Genomic DNA, 16,834 nt, shown 5'->3' on the forward strand with positions numbered 1-16,834 from the left:
CTCCTCCCGCCCCGGACGCTTCGACAACACCCACCCGACGCCACCCGCGCATCGCAGGACGCGCAGCACCCAAGCGCCGCCGCAGCCACGTCCACCCCCGGGGCGAACCGGCCTCGGGCAGGATGAGGGCATGAGCACTCCGGCATCCGAGGTCTATCGCGTCGCGGGCGAGGATCGCGCCCGCAACGGACTGCGGTGGGCGGCGACCATCGCGATGGGACTCCTCGACGCGGGCCGAGTCGCTCCGTCCGTCAACGAAGTGGTGATCCGCCGGGCGGACGGATCTGTCGTGAAGCGCCTCCGCGCCGGCAGCGTCGAGGACTTCGAGCAGCAACTATCCGAGATCACCGACGACCTGCACTACCTGGATGCCGTGCCCTTCGCCGAGAAGTGGATCGCCGCGAGCGAGTGACCCGCGGGACAATGAGGGCATGAGCCTGCGCATCACCGACGACCCCGCTGCCGACGACCTGCTCTCGACGAACCCCCTCGCGCTGCTGATCGGCATGCTGCTCGACCAGCAGGTCGCGATGGAGACCGCGTTCGCAGGTCCGCTCAAGATCGAGCAGCGCGTCGGCTCGATGGATGCCAGAACCCTCGCCCACGAAGACCCCGAGGCCTTCGCGGCGGCCTTCTCGCAGTCGCCCGCCGTGCACCGCTTCCCCGGCTCCATGGCGAAGCGGGTGCAGGCACTGTGCACGGCCATCGAGGAGGACTGGGGTGGGGATGCCGCGGCCCTGTGGACCCGCGACGATCCCGACGGTGCGACCGTGTTCAAGCGGCTGAAAGCACTCCCGGGCTTCGGAGAGCAGAAGGCCAAGATCTTCCTCGCGCTGCTCGGCAAGCAGTACGGCTACGACGGTGCCGGGTGGCGCGAAGCAGCCGGGCCCTACGGAGACGAGGGTTCGTTCCGATCGGTCGCCGACATCACCAGTCCGGAGTCGCTGACCAAGGTGCGCGAGTACAAGCGGGCCGCGAAAGCAGCGGCGAAAGCGGGCAATTGACCCCTCCTACACCACGGGGGAGAAAAAGGAGAGTTCTCTCATCTTTCTTCCCGGGCCGCTCCGGCGTGGTTAGGGTTTCAGGGTTCGTTGCACGTGATTCGCGATCGAAGGGTGGGCTCTCGTGAAGTTCGCAATGGGTTCCGACACTCTGGGTGTGCTGGGTAAGGCCACCTCGGGTTCCAGTGATGAATTGTCGCTGCTGGTGCGCCAGCTGCTCGAGGCGGCCGAGCCGCTCGAGGGACAGTTCCAGGGCGCGGGCCGCGCGGCCTTCGACCGTTTCAAGTCGCGCACGGATGCCATCTCGGCCGAGCTCAAGCTCGCGCTCGACGGCGTCCTGGGCGGCATCTCCGGCATGGACCGCTCCTTCCAGGAGGGTGAGTCGTCCATGGTCGACCAGACCACGAGCCTCGAAGCCGGGTCGTCGTTCGACGCCGCGCGCTTCGGCGGACGCTGAGAATCGGAAGGGACTGACTCATGGTGAACCAGGGAGACCGTCGCGACTACTCGATCGCGGCGTCGCAGAACGCTCAGGACAACTTCAACCGCGTCGCCGCGCAGCTCGAGTCGCTCATCGACCAGCGCGACCGCGACGTGCAGGCCGCGATGGCCGACTACTCCGCCGACGGTGTGTCCGAGGACTACCGCGGCAAGGAGACCCGCTGGAAGAACGCCGCCGCCGAGGTGCGCGGCATCATCCACACGCTCCGTTCGTCGCTCGAACGCAACGACGAGTCCGCCCAGACCGCGCTGAGCAAGGCTCGCGCGGCGGTGGAGTCGATCGGCTGACGATGTCTGCGTGATGCCGGGCGTGCACAGCGCCCGGCATCGGCGGTGCCTCGCGCGTGGGGCCGGCCGCGCGAGATCGTCGATGAAGTGAAGGGGTTCTGACGATGACGAGTTGGCGTATCGAGCCGTCCGGAGTCGTGGCCGTGCTGACGGATGTGAACGTCGACGCCGAGGCTTTGGGCACGGCGCTCAATTCGCTGAGTCCTGCCCTCGAAGGAGCGGTCACCGCGACCCAGTCCGGTGCCATCTCCGAGGCGGTGCAGGCCTACTTCCAGCAGGAAGAGGCGCCGCGCATCCAGGGCATGAGCGCCCGGATCGGCGCCGCCGCGCAGGGCGTGGTCTCCGCCACCGAAGCGTACGTCGCCGGCGACATGGAGATGGCCGCGAACGCGCAGACCGCGGCCGTCGCCACCGTTTACCCGCCCACTCTTCCTCACGGGGTGATGTGATGCCGAGTCCCATCGATTACGAGAAGATCCCCGGCGCCGACATCAACCCGGATGCCATCGACGAGAACGCCCGCACCGTCGGAACGATCTCGGGCCAAGTGGCCGACCACGGCTCGAACGTGCAGTTCAAGTGGCAGGGCATGGCCGGCGTCTACGAGGCACCGGAGTCGCCCACCCTCCTGGGGCTGATGGCGCCGGTGAGTTCGCAGGCGACCCAGGTCAGCGACAACCTGGCCGAGGTGTCGGCTGCTCTCATCGCCTTCGCCTCCGACGTGCGGCCGATCAAGGCCGAGCTCGACGCGCTGCGCGCCGAAGCCAAGACGTTCGTGGACTCGATCCAGGGCGGCGTACAGGTGCGAGAGATCAATCCGGCGTGGACGGCGGCGCAGTCGCCGTACGGCGGGGCGACCGCGACGCCGACCTATCAAGGTTCGTGGAGCTCGTCGACAACGACGTCGTCGAGCGCTGCGGCGCCGGACAAGTACCGCACCGTGACCAAGGAATGGCACGAGTCGCAGGAGCACGTCGACCGGAACAACGAGTTGATCGCCGCCGTCAACGCACAGCAGGTCAAGCTGTGGGAGGCCGAGCGGGCCTGCGCGAACCGCATCCGGGCCCTGTACGGGGCGGCCCCGCTGCACGCGGCACAGTCCGAGGACGACGCTCTCGGCTACGGCATCTCCGAGATCCCTGAGGGGACCGAGATGCCGTGGGGTGCCGACGTCGAGCGCACCGAGGGCTGCGGCGAGGCGACGGTGAACTTCGTCTTCAAGGACTTTCTGTGGGAGGGCATCGCGGTCGGCGGCGTGTGGGGCACGATCACCGGCCTCGGCACCCTGGTGCTCGGATACAACCCCGAGACGGGTGAGTTCTTCTCAGGTGACGCGTACGGCGCAGCCTGGGGCAACCTCGGCATGCTGGGGTTCGCGGCTCTCGCCAACACGGGCGTGCTCGCGCCGATCTTCCAGTCGGACTCGCTCATGCAGTCCATGGGCATGGACGGCTTCCTGCCGCAGGAGGTGCGCGACTTCAAGGCCCAGGCCGATGAGGCCGCGATCAACACCGGCAAGGCCCTCATCGCGTGGGACAAGTGGCAGGACGACCCGGGCACGGCGCTCGGCGAGTCGGTCTTCAACGTGGGCACCGCGCTGATCCCCGTGGGCGGCGCGGCCGTCGCCGGCGTGAAGACCGCCTCGACCGCGGCATCCGTCGTGTCGAAGATGGCCAAGGTCGTCGACTTCGTCGACCCCGCGGCGCTCGCGATGAACGGCGCGATGCGCCTGGGCGGCGCCGGCCTGCACAGCCTCGACGGTCTCATCGGACGTCTGGGATCGGATGCCGCCGACGGCTTCCACCTCAATGCCCCCGACATGCCCTTCGTCGCCGACGACGCGGCCTCCGCGCTTCGCGCGCTCGACGACGCCGGGGTCGACCTCAACAGCATCACGGCGCGCATCGAAGACGGCGTGCCGGTGTACGAGTTCCCGCCGACGGATGCCATCCCTTCGGGTCGCATCGAGATGCCCGCGGGCTCGTTCGACGGCGTCCGCGGCGGCGACGTTCCGGTGCGTACCGATGGCGGCGCGGATGCCGGTGTCGCGGCGCCCGTGCGCGAGCCCGAGCTGGTCTCAGCCGGCGGCGTCCGTGGCGAGGCTGGCCCCGGTCCGGTGAACTCGATCGTCGAGGATGCGCCCGTCCGCACGGAGACCGGCGGCTCCGGCGAGTCGACCGTCGTGCGCGAGCCCTCAACCGACACTGGCGGCGGCAACAGCCACGCGGGCGGCGAGAGCGGCGGCCACGACACCGGGAACGGTGGCGGGCGCGGCGGCGACGCGGGCGGTCATGGCCGTAGCGACGACCCGGCGAATGGTGGGCACGGCGAGGATTCCGCGAAGGGCGGACACGCCGAGGACGGCGCGGGCCGTGCTGATGACGCCGCTGATGGTGGCCGAGGTGAGGACGGGGCCGGCAGCGGCGACGACGGTGCGGCGCACGCCGGCGGAGACGACGGCGCGGGCAGCCACGGTGGCGACGGAACGGGCGGTTCGGAGGGCGCCGGGGCGCTCCCGCCGGAAGATCCTGGTGCTGCCGCATGGCGCAGCCAGGAGCAGAGCGACCTGTACCTGTCGGCTCCCGAGAAGAAGGTCGTTGACGACTATCTCGCCGGTTCTCGCGCGGCTGAGCCCCGGATCACGGATGATATGACCCGGATCGTCGGCGGGCAGCCCGGTGCGCGACTCGAGGGCCTCGACTACCGCCTCAAGGGCGATGAGTCGATGTACCGCAAGGTGGCTACGGCGCTCGACGAATCTGGGCTTCCGGGCACCCGCGCCTCGGCCGAGACCACCATGGCAGGCATGAAGGACTCCGTCCGCTACACGGTGATCCTCGACCCGAGCGATTACACGAGCGGCACCCGCTCCGTCATCGACGGCCTCGTCTCCGACGGCTACCAGCCGTTCGGCAACCTGAAGAACACGTGGGGCGGTTCCGGGTACCAGGGGATCAACAGCAACTGGTTCGACCCGGCATCGGGGCGCGTGATCGAGGTGCAGTTCCACACCGACGCGAGCTTCGCGGCCAAGATGGAGACGCACGAGCTGTACGAGATGGAGCGGCTCCCGGGGCAGAGCCCGGAAGACCTCGCTCAGTTGCGAGCGCAGCAGCAGGACATCTTCTCGCAGATCCCGCTGCCGCACGACGCGCCGCACATCTCATGGCCCGACGACGTGGGCGTGGTCCACCGTGCCCCCGGGGCATCGGAGCACGTCGTCAGTGCGACGGACGTCGGTACTCCCGTCTCGCCCGCACAGATCGACCAGTTGCGGCGGGACGGATGGATGGTGGCGTTCTTCGACGACAGCGCCGCTACGAACTACTATTCCGGACCGACCAGCACGCTGGGCCGGTCAGGCCGGCCGTTCTTCGTCATGCCTGCTGACGACGCGGGCATCGTGAAGAACGCCCATGACGCAGCGCGGTACACCGGCATGTCGCCCGCGACCCAGCAGGCCTACACGACCGGGGGCGAGATCCAGGGGATCGCGTTCCCGTCCGACGGCATCCCCGTCCGTCAGCCGACGGCAGCCGATGCCATGGGATGGCCTCACTACCTCGAGGGTGGGCACACGGCGGTCCTCGGTGAGGGACCCAACGCCGGTTACCTCATGAACCCCACCCGCGAATACGTCATCCCCGGCGGCACCGGAGTGATGAACGGTGCCTTCCGGTTCCACCTGGTGGACGGCGAGTGGTTCGTCCAGCGCGTGTGGTGATGCGGCGGCGCCCGTTGCCTTGCGCAGAAGCCACCGAAGTTAGATTTGTGCGGAGCGCGGTGCTGCCGCGCACTGAAGGAGCCCGATCATGACAGAGCCTCGCCCCGAGAACGACCTCGAAGTCACCATGAGGTTGGTGCGGTCCGGGGAGCTGTCGTCGGAGCGCCTGGCACCGGCTCTTCTGGAAGCCGAGTTGGTCGTTCTGGTCGACGGAACGCCCGACCCGACGTCGATCGAGCCCCTCGTCGTTCACCATGACGACGCGAACTTCCTCGCGGTCTTCACCGCGACGGATCAGGTGCCGGCGGAATTCGGTGAGGGCCGCAGCGCGCTGCTCCTGCCGGGCCGCCTCCTCATCAGCGGCGCTGCCCGCGAGGTCGGCCTCGTCGTGAACCCGGGGTCGGCGGGCGCAATGGAGATCCCGCCGTCGGCTCTGGCTGCCCTCCGCCAGGTGTCCGCGGCACCGTCCACGCGCTACTTCATCCGGGAGCAGATGGTGGAAGGGCAGGTCGTCCCGGTGTCGGTCTTCCGTCGCCGCTCCACCCCCGATGGGCCGGTTGACGAGCGTCTCCTCGATGTCGACTCGTGGACCGACGACCGACACGGAACGGTCGACAAGGCCATCCGCTTCCCTCTGGATGCCGACATCGAGGAGATCTCCCCCGAGGCCGCGCAGGACGTCTTCGACATGGTCGCCCGACGCACCTACGTCCCGCTGCAGCGCCGTTGACCGCCCCGCCCGCACCGTCACGAAACGAGGCGGAGATGATCGACGCGGAGGCCGCGCGCGAGATCGTGCGCGTAGCCCTCCGGGGCGCCGAAGACCGCGGCAGCGTACGCTGCGTCCTGGTGGGAGAGACGATCCCGCCATCCTGCTCCGTGGGGTCCACGATGCGATCGAGGCCTCCAACCGTCTCGAAGTCACCGACCTCTCCGCGAGCGATGACGGCGGAGCAGCTCTCTACAAGCGACGCTTGCGGGATGCCCGCCCCGATCTTTCGCCGGATGCCGTGGATGCCCTGGCATCCCGGTGGTTCTTCAATCTGAGGTGGCTGGGCATCGAAGCCGGCAGTGACGTCCCCCGCTACTTCGTCCGCTACGGCGGGGAGGGCGCGATGCCGATCCCGATCTCGCTCTTTCGACGCCGCACGGTCGACGGCCGGCCGGTCGATGAGGTCCTCAAGGACGTCGAAGACTGGCACCCGGACGACCTCGGACAGGTCGAGTACGCGGTGATCTTCACGCTCGACTCCGACCTCGAGGAGGTGACGGCGGACGAAGCCGCTCAGTTCCAGGAGATGGTGAGAACCCGGAACTACGTGCCGTTCAGGGATACACGAGCGCGACCCGCGATGAGTCATCCGATGGATGCCGAGACGATCCGCGCCACGGGGATCTGGGTCCGGACGAGCGACGGGTGGTTCGCCTCGACAGCGACAGTGGCGCCCGGGGAACGGCCCGCCGAGTTCTTCCTTTACGACCGCGAGGGGCTCAGCTATCGGACCGTGCCGGCCGCAGAGGTTCTGCAGGTGGAGCACGTCGACGCCGAGGGACTCTACGAGGGGCATTGGATTCCGCTCGTGTCGACCTGGAAGCAGGATGGTACCCGCGTACACGCCCCTGTGCCCCGATCGGGCGCGGACTACCGAGCCATCCTGTACGTCTACACCAGCCCGGACTGGCATGCTCTCGTCGCCCTTCCGCGAGCGGAGGTGCACGACCAGCGTGGCGGCAATGGCGGTGTCTCGTTCCTCGTACCGCTCTCCGAACTCAGCGACGTCCGGGAGAAGGTGATGCCCGGGTGATCGACCGTGACGGAGAGCAGCGGCGCGCGGAGACGCTCGCCGTGATCCAGACCGAAAACCTCAGCGGATACCGCTGGTTCGAGGACGCGACCAACGACACCGACATCGTGGCGATCCAGCGCACAGAGACTGGCTGGGTGGTCTTCGCGACCGACGAGCGCGCCACCCCGCAGGGGCGCCGCGAGTTCACGGCGGAAGAGCCGGCGCTCGAGAACTTCCTGTCGCGCCTCAGGTCGAGCAACAGCGTCGAGTGGCGCGAAAAGGCTCGCCGGGAAAACACGCCCCGGTACTTCGTTCGTGAACTCCGTGTCGACGGTCGGCTGGTCCCCGCGCGGTTGTTCCGGCGACGCGAAACTGATCACGGGCCGGTCGACGAGATGCTCGTCGACGTCGACACCTGGCATCCGGACACGAAAGGCGTCCTCGAGCGCGCGATCCGATTCCCCCTCGATTCCGATCTCGAGGAGATTTCGGATGCCGCGGCGAGCGAGGTCTTCGCGATGGTCGCCCGGCGCGAGTACACCCCGCTGACCCGCCGGTGAGCCGGTAATTCTGCCGCCCCGGGGGTTATCCACGCAAGAGCGCGCCCGAACGGGCACCGTCGGGGCGTCCCGCCTAGGGTGGAAGGTCGAGGGAGGGGGCCCGATGACGAGCATGCAGGATTCGTTGCGCCTGGCCGACGTCGATCCGCTGGTGTTCACCGAGCGTGCCCGCGCGGGGCAGATCGTCGGTGCCGTGGCGCTCGACGTCATCATGCCCCTCGCCGTGCTCGCGGCAGGCATCGTCGTGATCGTCGCCGGACCTCCCGCACTGGGCTGGCTGGTCGTCGTCGCCGCGATCGCGCTCCTCGCCGTCGCGGTGTGGCTTCTCGGCCGGACCGGCCGCACCCTCGGCGCCGCCACCGTCGACGCGCGCATCGTGCGCCGCACCACGGGCGCGGCCGCGGGTGGCTCGGCGCTGTGGGCGCTGGCATCCGGCAAGCTCGCGATGTTCGACCTTCGCCGGGGTCGCGACCCGTTCGCGCCGGCGATCGCGGCCTTCGCCTTCCCCGAGGCCGCGCCGAGCGCCGCCCCCGGCCGTGCGCGCCGCGGCATGGTCCCGACGCTCCTGCTCGACTCGGGCGAGCGCCTCACGCTCGACACCGCGCTCGTGTTGGGGCGCGACCCTTCCGCCCCGGCCGACGCCCCCGCCGAGGTCTACCGCTGGGCCGACATGTCGCGCACCCTGTCGAAGTCGCACGTCCGTCTCGAATGGGACGGCCGTCAGGTCTGGGTCACCGACCTCGGCTCGACGAATGGCACGTTCGTCCGCGGCGCCGGCGCCTCGACCCCCCTCCTCCCCCACCAGCGCACGCCCGTGCCCACCGATGTCGTCCTCGAGATCGGTGACCGCACCCTGACCGTCCGGGATGCCGCATGAGCACCGTCGCACACCCCCTCCTCGACGCGGCCGGCCCCGGCTGGGCCGGCACCGAGACCCGCGCACCGATCGTCGCCCTGACGACGGCGATGAGCGACTTCCTGCACAAGACCGCGAGCCAGGGGTTGCGGCCGATCATCGTGTCGAGCGAGTTCTCGCGCATGACCCAGCCGCTCGCGCAGGTCCTGTCGGCGGTCCAGGGGCACTGGATCGTCCGCACCCGCGCCGACGGCTTCTACGACGCGGGGACGGGCGTCCGCATCGACGCACCGGCCGACGCGCTGACCCCGGCGTCACCGACGTCCGAGAACGTTCATCCGCTCTTCGTGCGCGCGCAGGTGGCATCCACTCTGCAGGTCGTGGCGACGATCTCGACGCGGCACCGGGTCAGCCGGCCGGTGCGCCTCGGCGGCGTCGCCGAGGCTGCGGTCGCGCTGTTCACCGGTGCCGAGCCGACGGCGTGGGGCGCGGTCGAGCCGCTCCTCGCCCCGTGGGACCGCGACGACCTCACCGAGAGGTCGCGACGCCGCATCCCGCTGGACAGCCACTGGGTCGCCGTGGGCGGCGGCGAACGCGCGGCGCTCGCGACCGTACAGGTCGGCCGCACGAGCGAGGGTCTGGAAGAGACGACGCGCGTGTGGGCCGCCGTTCCCGGCGTGGGCCGCGAGAGCGGCCAGACCGCGACGGCGGAGGCTCGCGAGCTCCTGGCCCGCGCCGCGACCGTCGGACTCCCACTCATCGGCATCTCTTTCGCCGCGATCGGCGCACCCGACCTGGCACGCCGGGCCACGGCATCCCCCCAACCCGAACCCCTCGCGCTGCTCATCGGCCCCGTCGGCATCCGCGCCCTGGGCATCGACGCGAAGCGGTGGATCGACGAGGTCGGCGGCACGACGGTCGGCAGCCCGCGGCTCCCGGGTGTCCTGCTGCCCCTCGGCTCGACCGACGGCGGCGGGTGGAACCGCCTGAACGACGTTCTCGCGACCTTCGACCCGGAGCGCCTCGGCGAGCTGCTGGGTCTCGCCCCGCACGTGCGCGCACTGCTGCTGCGCGAACCGGAAAGGACCCGCTGATGCCCGACCAGCGCGACACCGTCCTCATCGAGCAGGCGAAGATCCAGCGCATGCGCCTGGGCGCCGCCCTCGTCTACGGCCACATCGGCGAACGCCGCACGGTCAACGACCACATGAAGCGGTTGATGGGATCGATCATCGTGGCCGCGATCGCGTGCGCCGCGTGCGTCGGCGTCTCGTTCGTCTCGCAATTGCTGACCGAACGCGCCCAGCAGGCCACCTCGACCGTCCAGACCCCCACCGGAGCCGTCACGCCGTGAGCATCTACACCCGTCTGACCGTCGCGGGCTCCGAACGCCGCGCCGAGGTCGTCGTCCCGAGCGGCGAGCCCGTCGGCGCCGCCCTGCCGCGTCTGCTCGACCTGCTCGGCGAGACCGCCGGCACAGTCGCCCGCCCGCTCGCCGTCATCGCGCCCGACGGCGAGCAGATCGACATCGCCCTGACCCCGCAGCAGCTCGACCTGCCCGACGGCACTCTCGTGCGCCTCGTCCGTCTGGATGCCGCACCCCCGCCGCCCGTCGTGATCGACGTGACCGATGCCGCCGCCGACGCGCACGACGCCCGCCCCGACCGCTGGGACGAGCGGTCGCGCACCGTCGCCGGCGGTGCGGGCATCGCGGCCGCGTTCGCCGTCGCGGGATGGCTGTCGCCGTGGTCGTCGTCGACGCTCGCCGCATTCGCCCTGCTCGCCACGTCCCTCGTCCTCGCCGCGGTCGCCACGGGCCTCGGGCTCGGCGGACTCCGCCGACTGTCGACGTGCGTGTCCGCGGCCGCCGCGGGCCTCGCGCTGCCGGTGGGAAGCGCGACCGCGGCCGCGGTGGCATCCGGACCGGCCGCGGGGACGGCGCTGCTCGCCGGGATCTCCGCCGCACTGGCCACCGGCTTCACCGTCGCCCTCCTCGGCGTGGGCGTGGCCCATCGTCGTCGGGGCGCCGCCTCGGGCGGGGCCCTGGGAGCGGTCCTGTCGTCTCTGCTCCTCGGCCTCCTGCTGGCGGGAGTGGATGCCGTCTCGGCCTCGGCCGTGACCGGCGTCGTCGCCGCGTTCGCCACCGGCCCGCTGCCCTGGATCGCGCTGTCGTCGGCGGGGCTGACCGACCTCGACCAGCGCGCCGCCGACGGCGCACCGCCCGCCCGGCCCCGGGCGTTCGCCGCGATCGACGAGGCCTACGCGGCTCTGACGTGGAGCGTGGGGGCGGTGGCATCCGTTCTGGGTGTGACCGGTGTCGTCCTCGCCCTGTCGGGCACGATCTGGACCGAGCTGCTGGCGCTGGCGTTCTTCCTCGTCGCGGCTCTCCGCACCCGCGCGTTCCCGCTGCGCTGGCAGGGGTGGCTGCTGTGGGCCGCCGCCGGCGTGATCGCCGCGGCGGGGCTCTCGGTGCTGCTCGCGGGCGGTCTCGGCTGGATCGGCGCGGGCGCGGCGGTCGTGCTGGCCGCACTCGTCGCGACGATGGTGCTCGTGCGGCCCCGCCCGCACGTGCGCGCGCGTCTGCGCGGACTCGGCAACATCGTCGAGACGCTCGCCGTGGTGGCGCTGATCCCGCTGCTCGTCGGAGCCTTGGGCATCTACGCCGAACTGCTCGGCATGTTCGGCGGCCGGTCGTGACCGTGCTCGACCTGCGCGCACTGTCGAACGCGGTGTTCGGCAGCGGCGCGAACGGACGCGTCGAGCTGACTACAGCGGATGCCGCGATCCGCGGCGGCCTGTCCACGACGCGTCGCATCGGCGTGGTGTCACTGTCGCCCGGCGCCGGAACGAGCACCGTCGCTCACCAGCTCGTGCGGGTCGTCGCCGCACGGCGCAGTGAGCCCGTGCTCGCGGTCGACGTCTCCGCCGGAGCGACGGGCCTGGCCGCGCGCCTGGGTGCCGATCCGGTCGCTCCCGACGAGACCCGCGGCGCGGCGCGCACCACGGCCGAGGCGCTGAGCGGGCTCGAGGTCCGCGACGGCGTCGTGGCGCTGCGCCCGCGCGAGACCGAGGATGCCGTCGGCGCGTGGCTCGGCGAGGCCGCCCCGATCGCCCGCTTCTTCGACGTGTCGGTCACGGACTTCGGTGCGCGGCATCCGCTCGCCGACCTCGCCACGTGCGCAGCGCTGTGCGACGTCGTGTGTCTCGTGAGCGACGGACGCCGGTCGCCGGCCGAGCACGCCCGCTCGGTGGTGGAGGCGGTCGCGGGGCTCCCCGAGACGCCGTCCGTCGCGCTCGCGCTCGTCGACCACGCGCGCGAGGGCGACGGTGTCGCGCGCGCACTCGCGACCGGGGCCGACCATCCCGTGGTCGCGGTGCCGTTCGATCCGGGTCTCGCGGCGAACGGCCGCGCCCGCCGCTCGGCCACGCACCTGGCCGTCGTGAAGCTCGCGGCCGCACTCGTCGCCGCGTCGGGGAGGAGCGCATGACCGTCCGCATCGTCCACCGCCCCGCCCGCATCAGCGAGGCCGTCGAGCCGGCGCCCGAGATCATCCTGGCGCCGCCGCCACCGATCGGCGAGGGTGCGACGGGGTTCCCGCTCCAGTCGCTGCTGCCGATCGTGGGCAGCCTGTCGTCGATCACGATGATCGTGCTGCTGCGCAACAACCCGATCATGGTCGTGGTGGGCGCGGTGATCCTCGTCGTCGCGCTCGTCGGCGGTCTCGGCATGGCGCTCACGCAGCGCGGCAACGCCGCCCGCCAGCGTCGCGTACAGCGCGAGCGCTACCTCGACTACTTGGAGGAGACGCGCGAGGCCGTCCGCGAGACCGCCGACGCGCAGCGCGCCGCCGCTCTGGCCCTGCACCCCGCGCCCGGCACGCTCGTCGAGATCGCCGCCGACCCCGCACGGCGGTGGGAGCGCCGTCCCGGTGACGCCGACTTCCTGCGCGTCCGCATCGGCACCGGCGACCTGCGCGCCGTCGAGGTGGCGCTGCCGCCCGAGCAGAATCCGGTGCAGCCGTTCGACCCGGTGATGCGCGAGTCCGCCGAGCGCATGGTGCGCCTGGCCGGGATCGCGCAGGGCATGCCCGCGACCGTCGACCTCGAGCGCGGCGGTCAGGTGTCGATCGTCGGCGCACGGCCCGACACGCTGCGCGTCGCGGGGGCGCTGGCGGCGCAGATCGCGGCGTTCCACTCCCCCGACGACGTCCACATCGCCGCCGCGATCGCCCCCGCGCAGCGCGACGACTGGCACGGACTCGATCTGCTGCCCCACCTCTCCGGCGACACCCCGCCGGTCGGCGCCGTCACGGCACGGCGCGTCGCCCCGAGCCTGCCCGAGCTGCTGTCGCTCCTGCGCGACGAGCTGCGCGACCGCGTCGCCACGGCGGCCGCGTCGCGTCGCGCGGGCCGCAAGACCAAGCCCGGCCGCCTCGTCATCTTCGTCGACGAGGCCGATCACGCCGCGTCCCCCGTCCCCCGCCTGGATGCCGCTCTCGACCTCACCGCCCTCGGCGTGACGGTCGTGCATCTCGTCGACGACCGCCTCAAGGAGCCGACCTCGGTCGCCGCCCGCGTGACCGTCGAGAACGGCACCGCGACGGTGGAGACCCCGGGAACGGGTGAGGCGGCGGTGAGTGGCATCCGGATCGATCCCGTCACGCCCGCGGCCCTCGACGTCGTGGCGCGCCCGCTCGCGGGACTCCGGCTCACGCGCACCTCGGCGCAGGACTCCGGCACTGCTCTCGCCCCCGACGTCACGCAGCTCCTCGGCGTCGCCGACGTGGATGCCATCGACACCTCGGCCGCGTGGCGCACGCGCAGCGCCGCGGAATTCTTGCGCGTGCCGATCGGCGTCGACGACCAGGGCGGCCCGGTGCTGCTCGACCTCAAGGAGTCCGCGCAGCTCGGCATGGGCCCGCACGGCATCTGCATCGGTGCGACCGGTTCGGGCAAGAGCGAGCTGCTGCGCACGCTCATCCTGGGGCTCGCACTGACGCACTCGCCCGACGACCTCAGCATGATCCTCGTCGACTACAAGGGCGGTGCGGCGTTCGCGCCGTTCTCCCGTCTCCCGCACGTCGCGGGCATCATCGACAACCTCGCCGACGACCCGCAGCTGACCGAGCGCGCCCGCGCGAGCATCCAGGGCGAGGTCGTGCGCCGGCAGCGCCTGTTGAAGGATGCCGGGAACGCGGCATCCATCGGGCACTACCGGCAGATGCGACGCGACCGTCCCGAGCTTCCGGCGCTGCCGCACCTGTTCCTCGTCATCGACGAGTTCGGCGAGCTGCTGACCGCGGAGCCCGACTTCGTCGAGCTGCTGCTGACGATCGGGCGCATCGGCCGCTCGATCGGCGTGCACCTGCTGCTGTCGAGCCAGCGGATCGAGGGCGGACGCCTCCGCGGACTCGACACGTACCTGTCGTACCGGATCGGTCTCCGCACGTTCTCGGAGTCGGAGTCGGCCGTCGTGCTCGACACCCCCGACGCGTTCCACCTGCCCGCGATCCCCGGCTTCGGGTACCTCAAGGTCGACACCTCGGTCTACACGCGGTTCCGCGCGGGATACGTCTCGGGTCCGGTGCCGGATCCGGTCGAGTCGGGTCCGCGGCACGACGACGCCCCGCCGGTGCTGCGGCTGCCCGCGTACGACCTGCCCGACGACTCGCCCGAGGCCGAGCAGCTCGACAGCGCAGAGCCCGAGACCCCGACCACCGGTCGCACGCTCGTGCAGGCCGCAACCTCGCGGCTCGCGCGCGGCATCGCCCGTACGCGTCCGGTGTGGCTGCCGCCGCTCCCGCCCGTGCTGACCCTCGGGGGCGTGCTGCCGCAGGCCGACGGCGCCGGGACGCTCCGCGCGCCGATGGGCCTTCTCGACGACCCGTCGAAGCAGACCCAGTCGCCGTGGATGCTCGACCTCACGCGCTCGGGCGGACACGTCTCGATCACGGGAGCGCCGCAGTCGGGGCGCTCCATGTTCCTGCGCACGCTCGCGGCGTCGCTGTCGTTCACCCACTCCCCGCGCCAGGTGAGCATCTACGGCATGGACCTCACCGGAGGCGGTCTCGCCCGCATCGAGCCGTTCCCGCACGTCGGTGGCGTTGCGACGCGCGGCAACCGCGAGCGACTCACGCGTCTGCTCGAGGAGCTCACCGGCATGCTCGCCGTGCGCGAGCGGGTGTTCCGCGACCACGGCCTCGACTCCCTCGCCGACATGCGCCGGCAGCACGCCGACGGACGCCTCCCCGACCTGCCGAGTGCCGACGTCGTGCTGCTCATCGACGGGCTCGGGGCGCTCCGCCAGGACTTCGAAGACCTCGAGGCCCCGCTCGGTCAGCTGTTGGAACGCGGCGGCAGCTTCGGCATCCACGTCGTCGTCGCCCTCTCGCGCTGGAACGAACTGCGCATGAACCTGCAGGGCCTCATCGGCACGCGCCTCGAGCTGAAGCTCAACGATCCCGCCGACTCGCAGATCGCGCGGAAGCTCTCGCAGACGCTGCGTGCCGACGAGCCCGGCCGCGTACTGACCGACGAGAAGCTGTTCGCGCAGATCGCGCTGCCGCTGCTCGAAGAGGTCGACGACGGCGACACCGGCGAGGCGCTCGAGCAGCTCGCGCGCGAGAGCGCGGCCCGCTGGGGCGGTCAGGGCGCAGCGCCCATCCGGCTGCTGCCCGAGGTGCTGTCGCCGACCGAGCTGCCCGACGCGATCGACGAACCGGATGCCGTGCCCCTGGGTCTGCGCCAGGACACGATGCAGCCGGTCTCGCTCGACCTCGTCACGCGCGACCCGCACCTGCTCGTGCTCGGCGACAGCCGCTGCGGCAAGACGACGCTGCTGCGCGGAATCGTGCAGGGCGCGATCGACCGGCACTCGGCGGAGGAGCTGGTCGTCGCCCTGATGGACGCGCGCGGCGAGCTGGCGGCGGAGATCCCGGATGCCTACCTCGGCGGACACGCGTCGTCGGGTCGGCAGGGCCGGCTGCTGGCCGAATCGATCGCGGTCGAGCTCGAGAAGCGCGCGAACGATCGCGACGCGGGTCCGAGGATCCTCGTGATCGCCGACGACTTCGACATCCTCGCCGCCGGCGGCACCGAACCGCTGCGCCCGCTGCTGCCGTACCTGGCGTCGGCGCGCGATCTACGGCTGAACGTCGTGGTGAGCCGCCCGGTCGCGGGCGCCTCGCGCGCGATGTTCGACGTGGCGTTGCAGGGCATCCGCGACACCGGCGGCACCGCGCTGATCATGTCAGGCGACCGCTCCGAGGGCGCGCTGCTGCCCAAGCTCTACGCCGAGCCGATGATCGCCGGCCGTGGCCGACTGGCGCGCCGCGGCGAGCGTCCGACCCTCGTGCAGGTGGCGAACTTCGTCGCGAGCGAGGGTGAGGGCGCGGGTGCTTCGACGGTGGGCGCGCCGGCGGAGCCCGTGGTGGACCGCGACGTGGAGGAGACGACGCGCGAGGTGGTTCCGGCGCCGGGTGCTTCCGCGCCGGCGGCCGCGGCGTCTCCGGGTGACGACGTCGACGAGGCGACCCGCGAGGTAGTCACCGCGCGGGGTCCCGCGGCAGGACCGAGCGGCGAGGACCAGCCGCTGACCCGACGGAGGAGAGACAACCGTGCCCCGTAGCAGCGTCGCGTTCACGCGCGAACCGGTCGACATCGAGGCCCTCGCCGAGGCGGTCTCGGCGGTGCTGACTCCCGAGGAACTCGCGGCGACCGCGGTCGAGATCCGCCCCCTCGACGACGGCGCCGCCGCTCAGGTGGTCGTCGCCGAGCGCGTGGTTCTGACCGTCCTCCGCCCCCGGCTGACGCCTCCCCCCGCGGAACTCGCCCGGGTCTACGGCGCGGTCGAGGTGGATGCCGACGCCCGGTGGTCCACGGACTGCTTCGTGACGTGGGAGCCCGAGGGCGTCATCGGCGTGCGGCTACTCGAAGCCGCGGCCGCGGCGCGCGGCGGTGTGGCGGCGCACCTGGGCTGAGCTTCACCCACGGGGCTCGCCGCACGAACGCGGCGGGGCGTCGGCGGGTGGCTCGGGAGAATCGGCGGTCTCCCGGTCATCCAGCAACGACCACCCGAAAGGCACCGCCATGTCTCTGACGCCCGACCAGAACTCCGC

Annotated in this window: 16 protein-coding genes; all 16 read left to right on the forward strand. The window is 71.6% G+C overall.

The window, feature by feature from the left end; all coding sequences use genetic code 11:
- Positions 1-130: 130 nt before the first annotated feature.
- The 16 genes from FE256_RS14645 (at position 131) to FE256_RS14720 (ending at position 16,696) form a co-directional block, all read left to right on the forward strand.
- Positions 131-412 carry a hypothetical protein gene (locus FE256_RS14645; RefSeq protein WP_138177052.1) on the forward strand — a complete coding sequence of 94 codons (282 nt, stop codon included), beginning with the start codon at positions 131-133 and terminating at the stop codon, positions 410-412.
- A 19-nt stretch (positions 413-431) separates the two neighbouring features.
- The gene (locus tag FE256_RS14650) at positions 432-1,004 is read left to right on the forward strand and encodes an HhH-GPD-type base excision DNA repair protein (protein WP_138177055.1); all 573 of its coding nucleotides are present in this window, start codon (positions 432-434) and stop codon (positions 1,002-1,004) included.
- 121 nt (positions 1,005-1,125) lie between these two features.
- Complete coding sequence (locus FE256_RS14655; protein ID WP_076493301.1) at positions 1,126-1,458, forward strand: hypothetical protein; 333 nt, start codon at positions 1,126-1,128, stop codon at positions 1,456-1,458.
- A gap of 20 nt (positions 1,459-1,478) precedes the next feature.
- Entirely contained in the window at positions 1,479-1,790 is a 312-nt protein-coding gene (locus FE256_RS14660) for a pore-forming ESAT-6 family protein (protein ID WP_138177058.1), read from the forward strand.
- Positions 1,791-1,894: 104 nt separating this feature from the next.
- Entirely contained in the window at positions 1,895-2,239 is a 345-nt protein-coding gene (locus FE256_RS14665; protein WP_138177060.1) for a DUF6507 family protein, read from the forward strand.
- Complete coding sequence (locus tag FE256_RS14670) at positions 2,239-5,514, forward strand: hypothetical protein (RefSeq protein ID WP_138177063.1); 3,276 nt, start codon at positions 2,239-2,241, stop codon at positions 5,512-5,514. Before FE256_RS14665 ends, FE256_RS14670 begins: the two co-directional genes overlap by 1 nt.
- An 88-nt stretch (positions 5,515-5,602) precedes the next feature.
- Entirely contained in the window at positions 5,603-6,244 is a 642-nt protein-coding gene (locus tag FE256_RS14675; protein WP_138177066.1) for an SseB family protein, read from the forward strand.
- A gap of 244 nt (positions 6,245-6,488) precedes the next feature.
- Entirely contained in the window at positions 6,489-7,319 is an 831-nt protein-coding gene (locus FE256_RS14680) for a hypothetical protein (RefSeq protein ID WP_138177069.1), read from the forward strand.
- A gap of 41 nt (positions 7,320-7,360) precedes the next feature.
- The gene (locus FE256_RS14685; protein ID WP_212743530.1) at positions 7,361-7,861 is read left to right on the forward strand and encodes a hypothetical protein; all 501 of its coding nucleotides are present in this window, start codon (positions 7,361-7,363) and stop codon (positions 7,859-7,861) included.
- A 103-nt stretch (positions 7,862-7,964) separates the two neighbouring features.
- The gene (locus FE256_RS14690) at positions 7,965-8,738 is read left to right on the forward strand and encodes an FHA domain-containing protein (RefSeq protein ID WP_138177075.1); all 774 of its coding nucleotides are present in this window, start codon (positions 7,965-7,967) and stop codon (positions 8,736-8,738) included.
- Entirely contained in the window at positions 8,735-9,811 is a 1,077-nt protein-coding gene (locus FE256_RS14695) for a DUF6177 family protein (protein ID WP_138177078.1), read from the forward strand. Before FE256_RS14690 ends, FE256_RS14695 begins: the two co-directional genes overlap by 4 nt.
- Complete coding sequence (locus tag FE256_RS14700) at positions 9,811-10,071, forward strand: hypothetical protein (RefSeq protein ID WP_138177080.1); 261 nt, start codon at positions 9,811-9,813, stop codon at positions 10,069-10,071. Before FE256_RS14695 ends, FE256_RS14700 begins: the two co-directional genes overlap by 1 nt.
- Positions 10,068-11,414, forward strand: a complete 1,347-nt coding sequence (locus FE256_RS14705) for a ubiquitin family protein (protein WP_138177083.1) — start codon at positions 10,068-10,070, stop codon at positions 11,412-11,414. Before FE256_RS14700 ends, FE256_RS14705 begins: the two co-directional genes overlap by 4 nt.
- Positions 11,411-12,205 carry a P-loop NTPase family protein gene (locus FE256_RS14710; protein WP_138177085.1) on the forward strand — a complete coding sequence of 265 codons (795 nt, stop codon included), beginning with the start codon at positions 11,411-11,413 and terminating at the stop codon, positions 12,203-12,205. Before FE256_RS14705 ends, FE256_RS14710 begins: the two co-directional genes overlap by 4 nt.
- The gene (gene eccCa, locus FE256_RS14715) at positions 12,202-16,344 is read left to right on the forward strand and encodes a type VII secretion protein EccCa (protein ID WP_252371043.1); all 4,143 of its coding nucleotides are present in this window, start codon (positions 12,202-12,204) and stop codon (positions 16,342-16,344) included. The genes FE256_RS14710 and eccCa overlap by 4 nt, the downstream gene beginning before the upstream one ends.
- A complete protein-coding gene (locus FE256_RS14720; RefSeq protein WP_138177088.1) occupies positions 16,334-16,696 on the forward strand; it encodes a hypothetical protein in 363 nt (120 codons plus the stop codon). The genes eccCa and FE256_RS14720 overlap by 11 nt, the downstream gene beginning before the upstream one ends.
- The last annotated feature ends 138 nt before the right edge of the window (positions 16,697-16,834 follow it).

This window comes from Microbacterium sp. 5K110 (genome assembly GCF_005774735.1).
Lineage (GTDB): Bacteria > Actinomycetota > Actinomycetes > Actinomycetales > Microbacteriaceae > Microbacterium.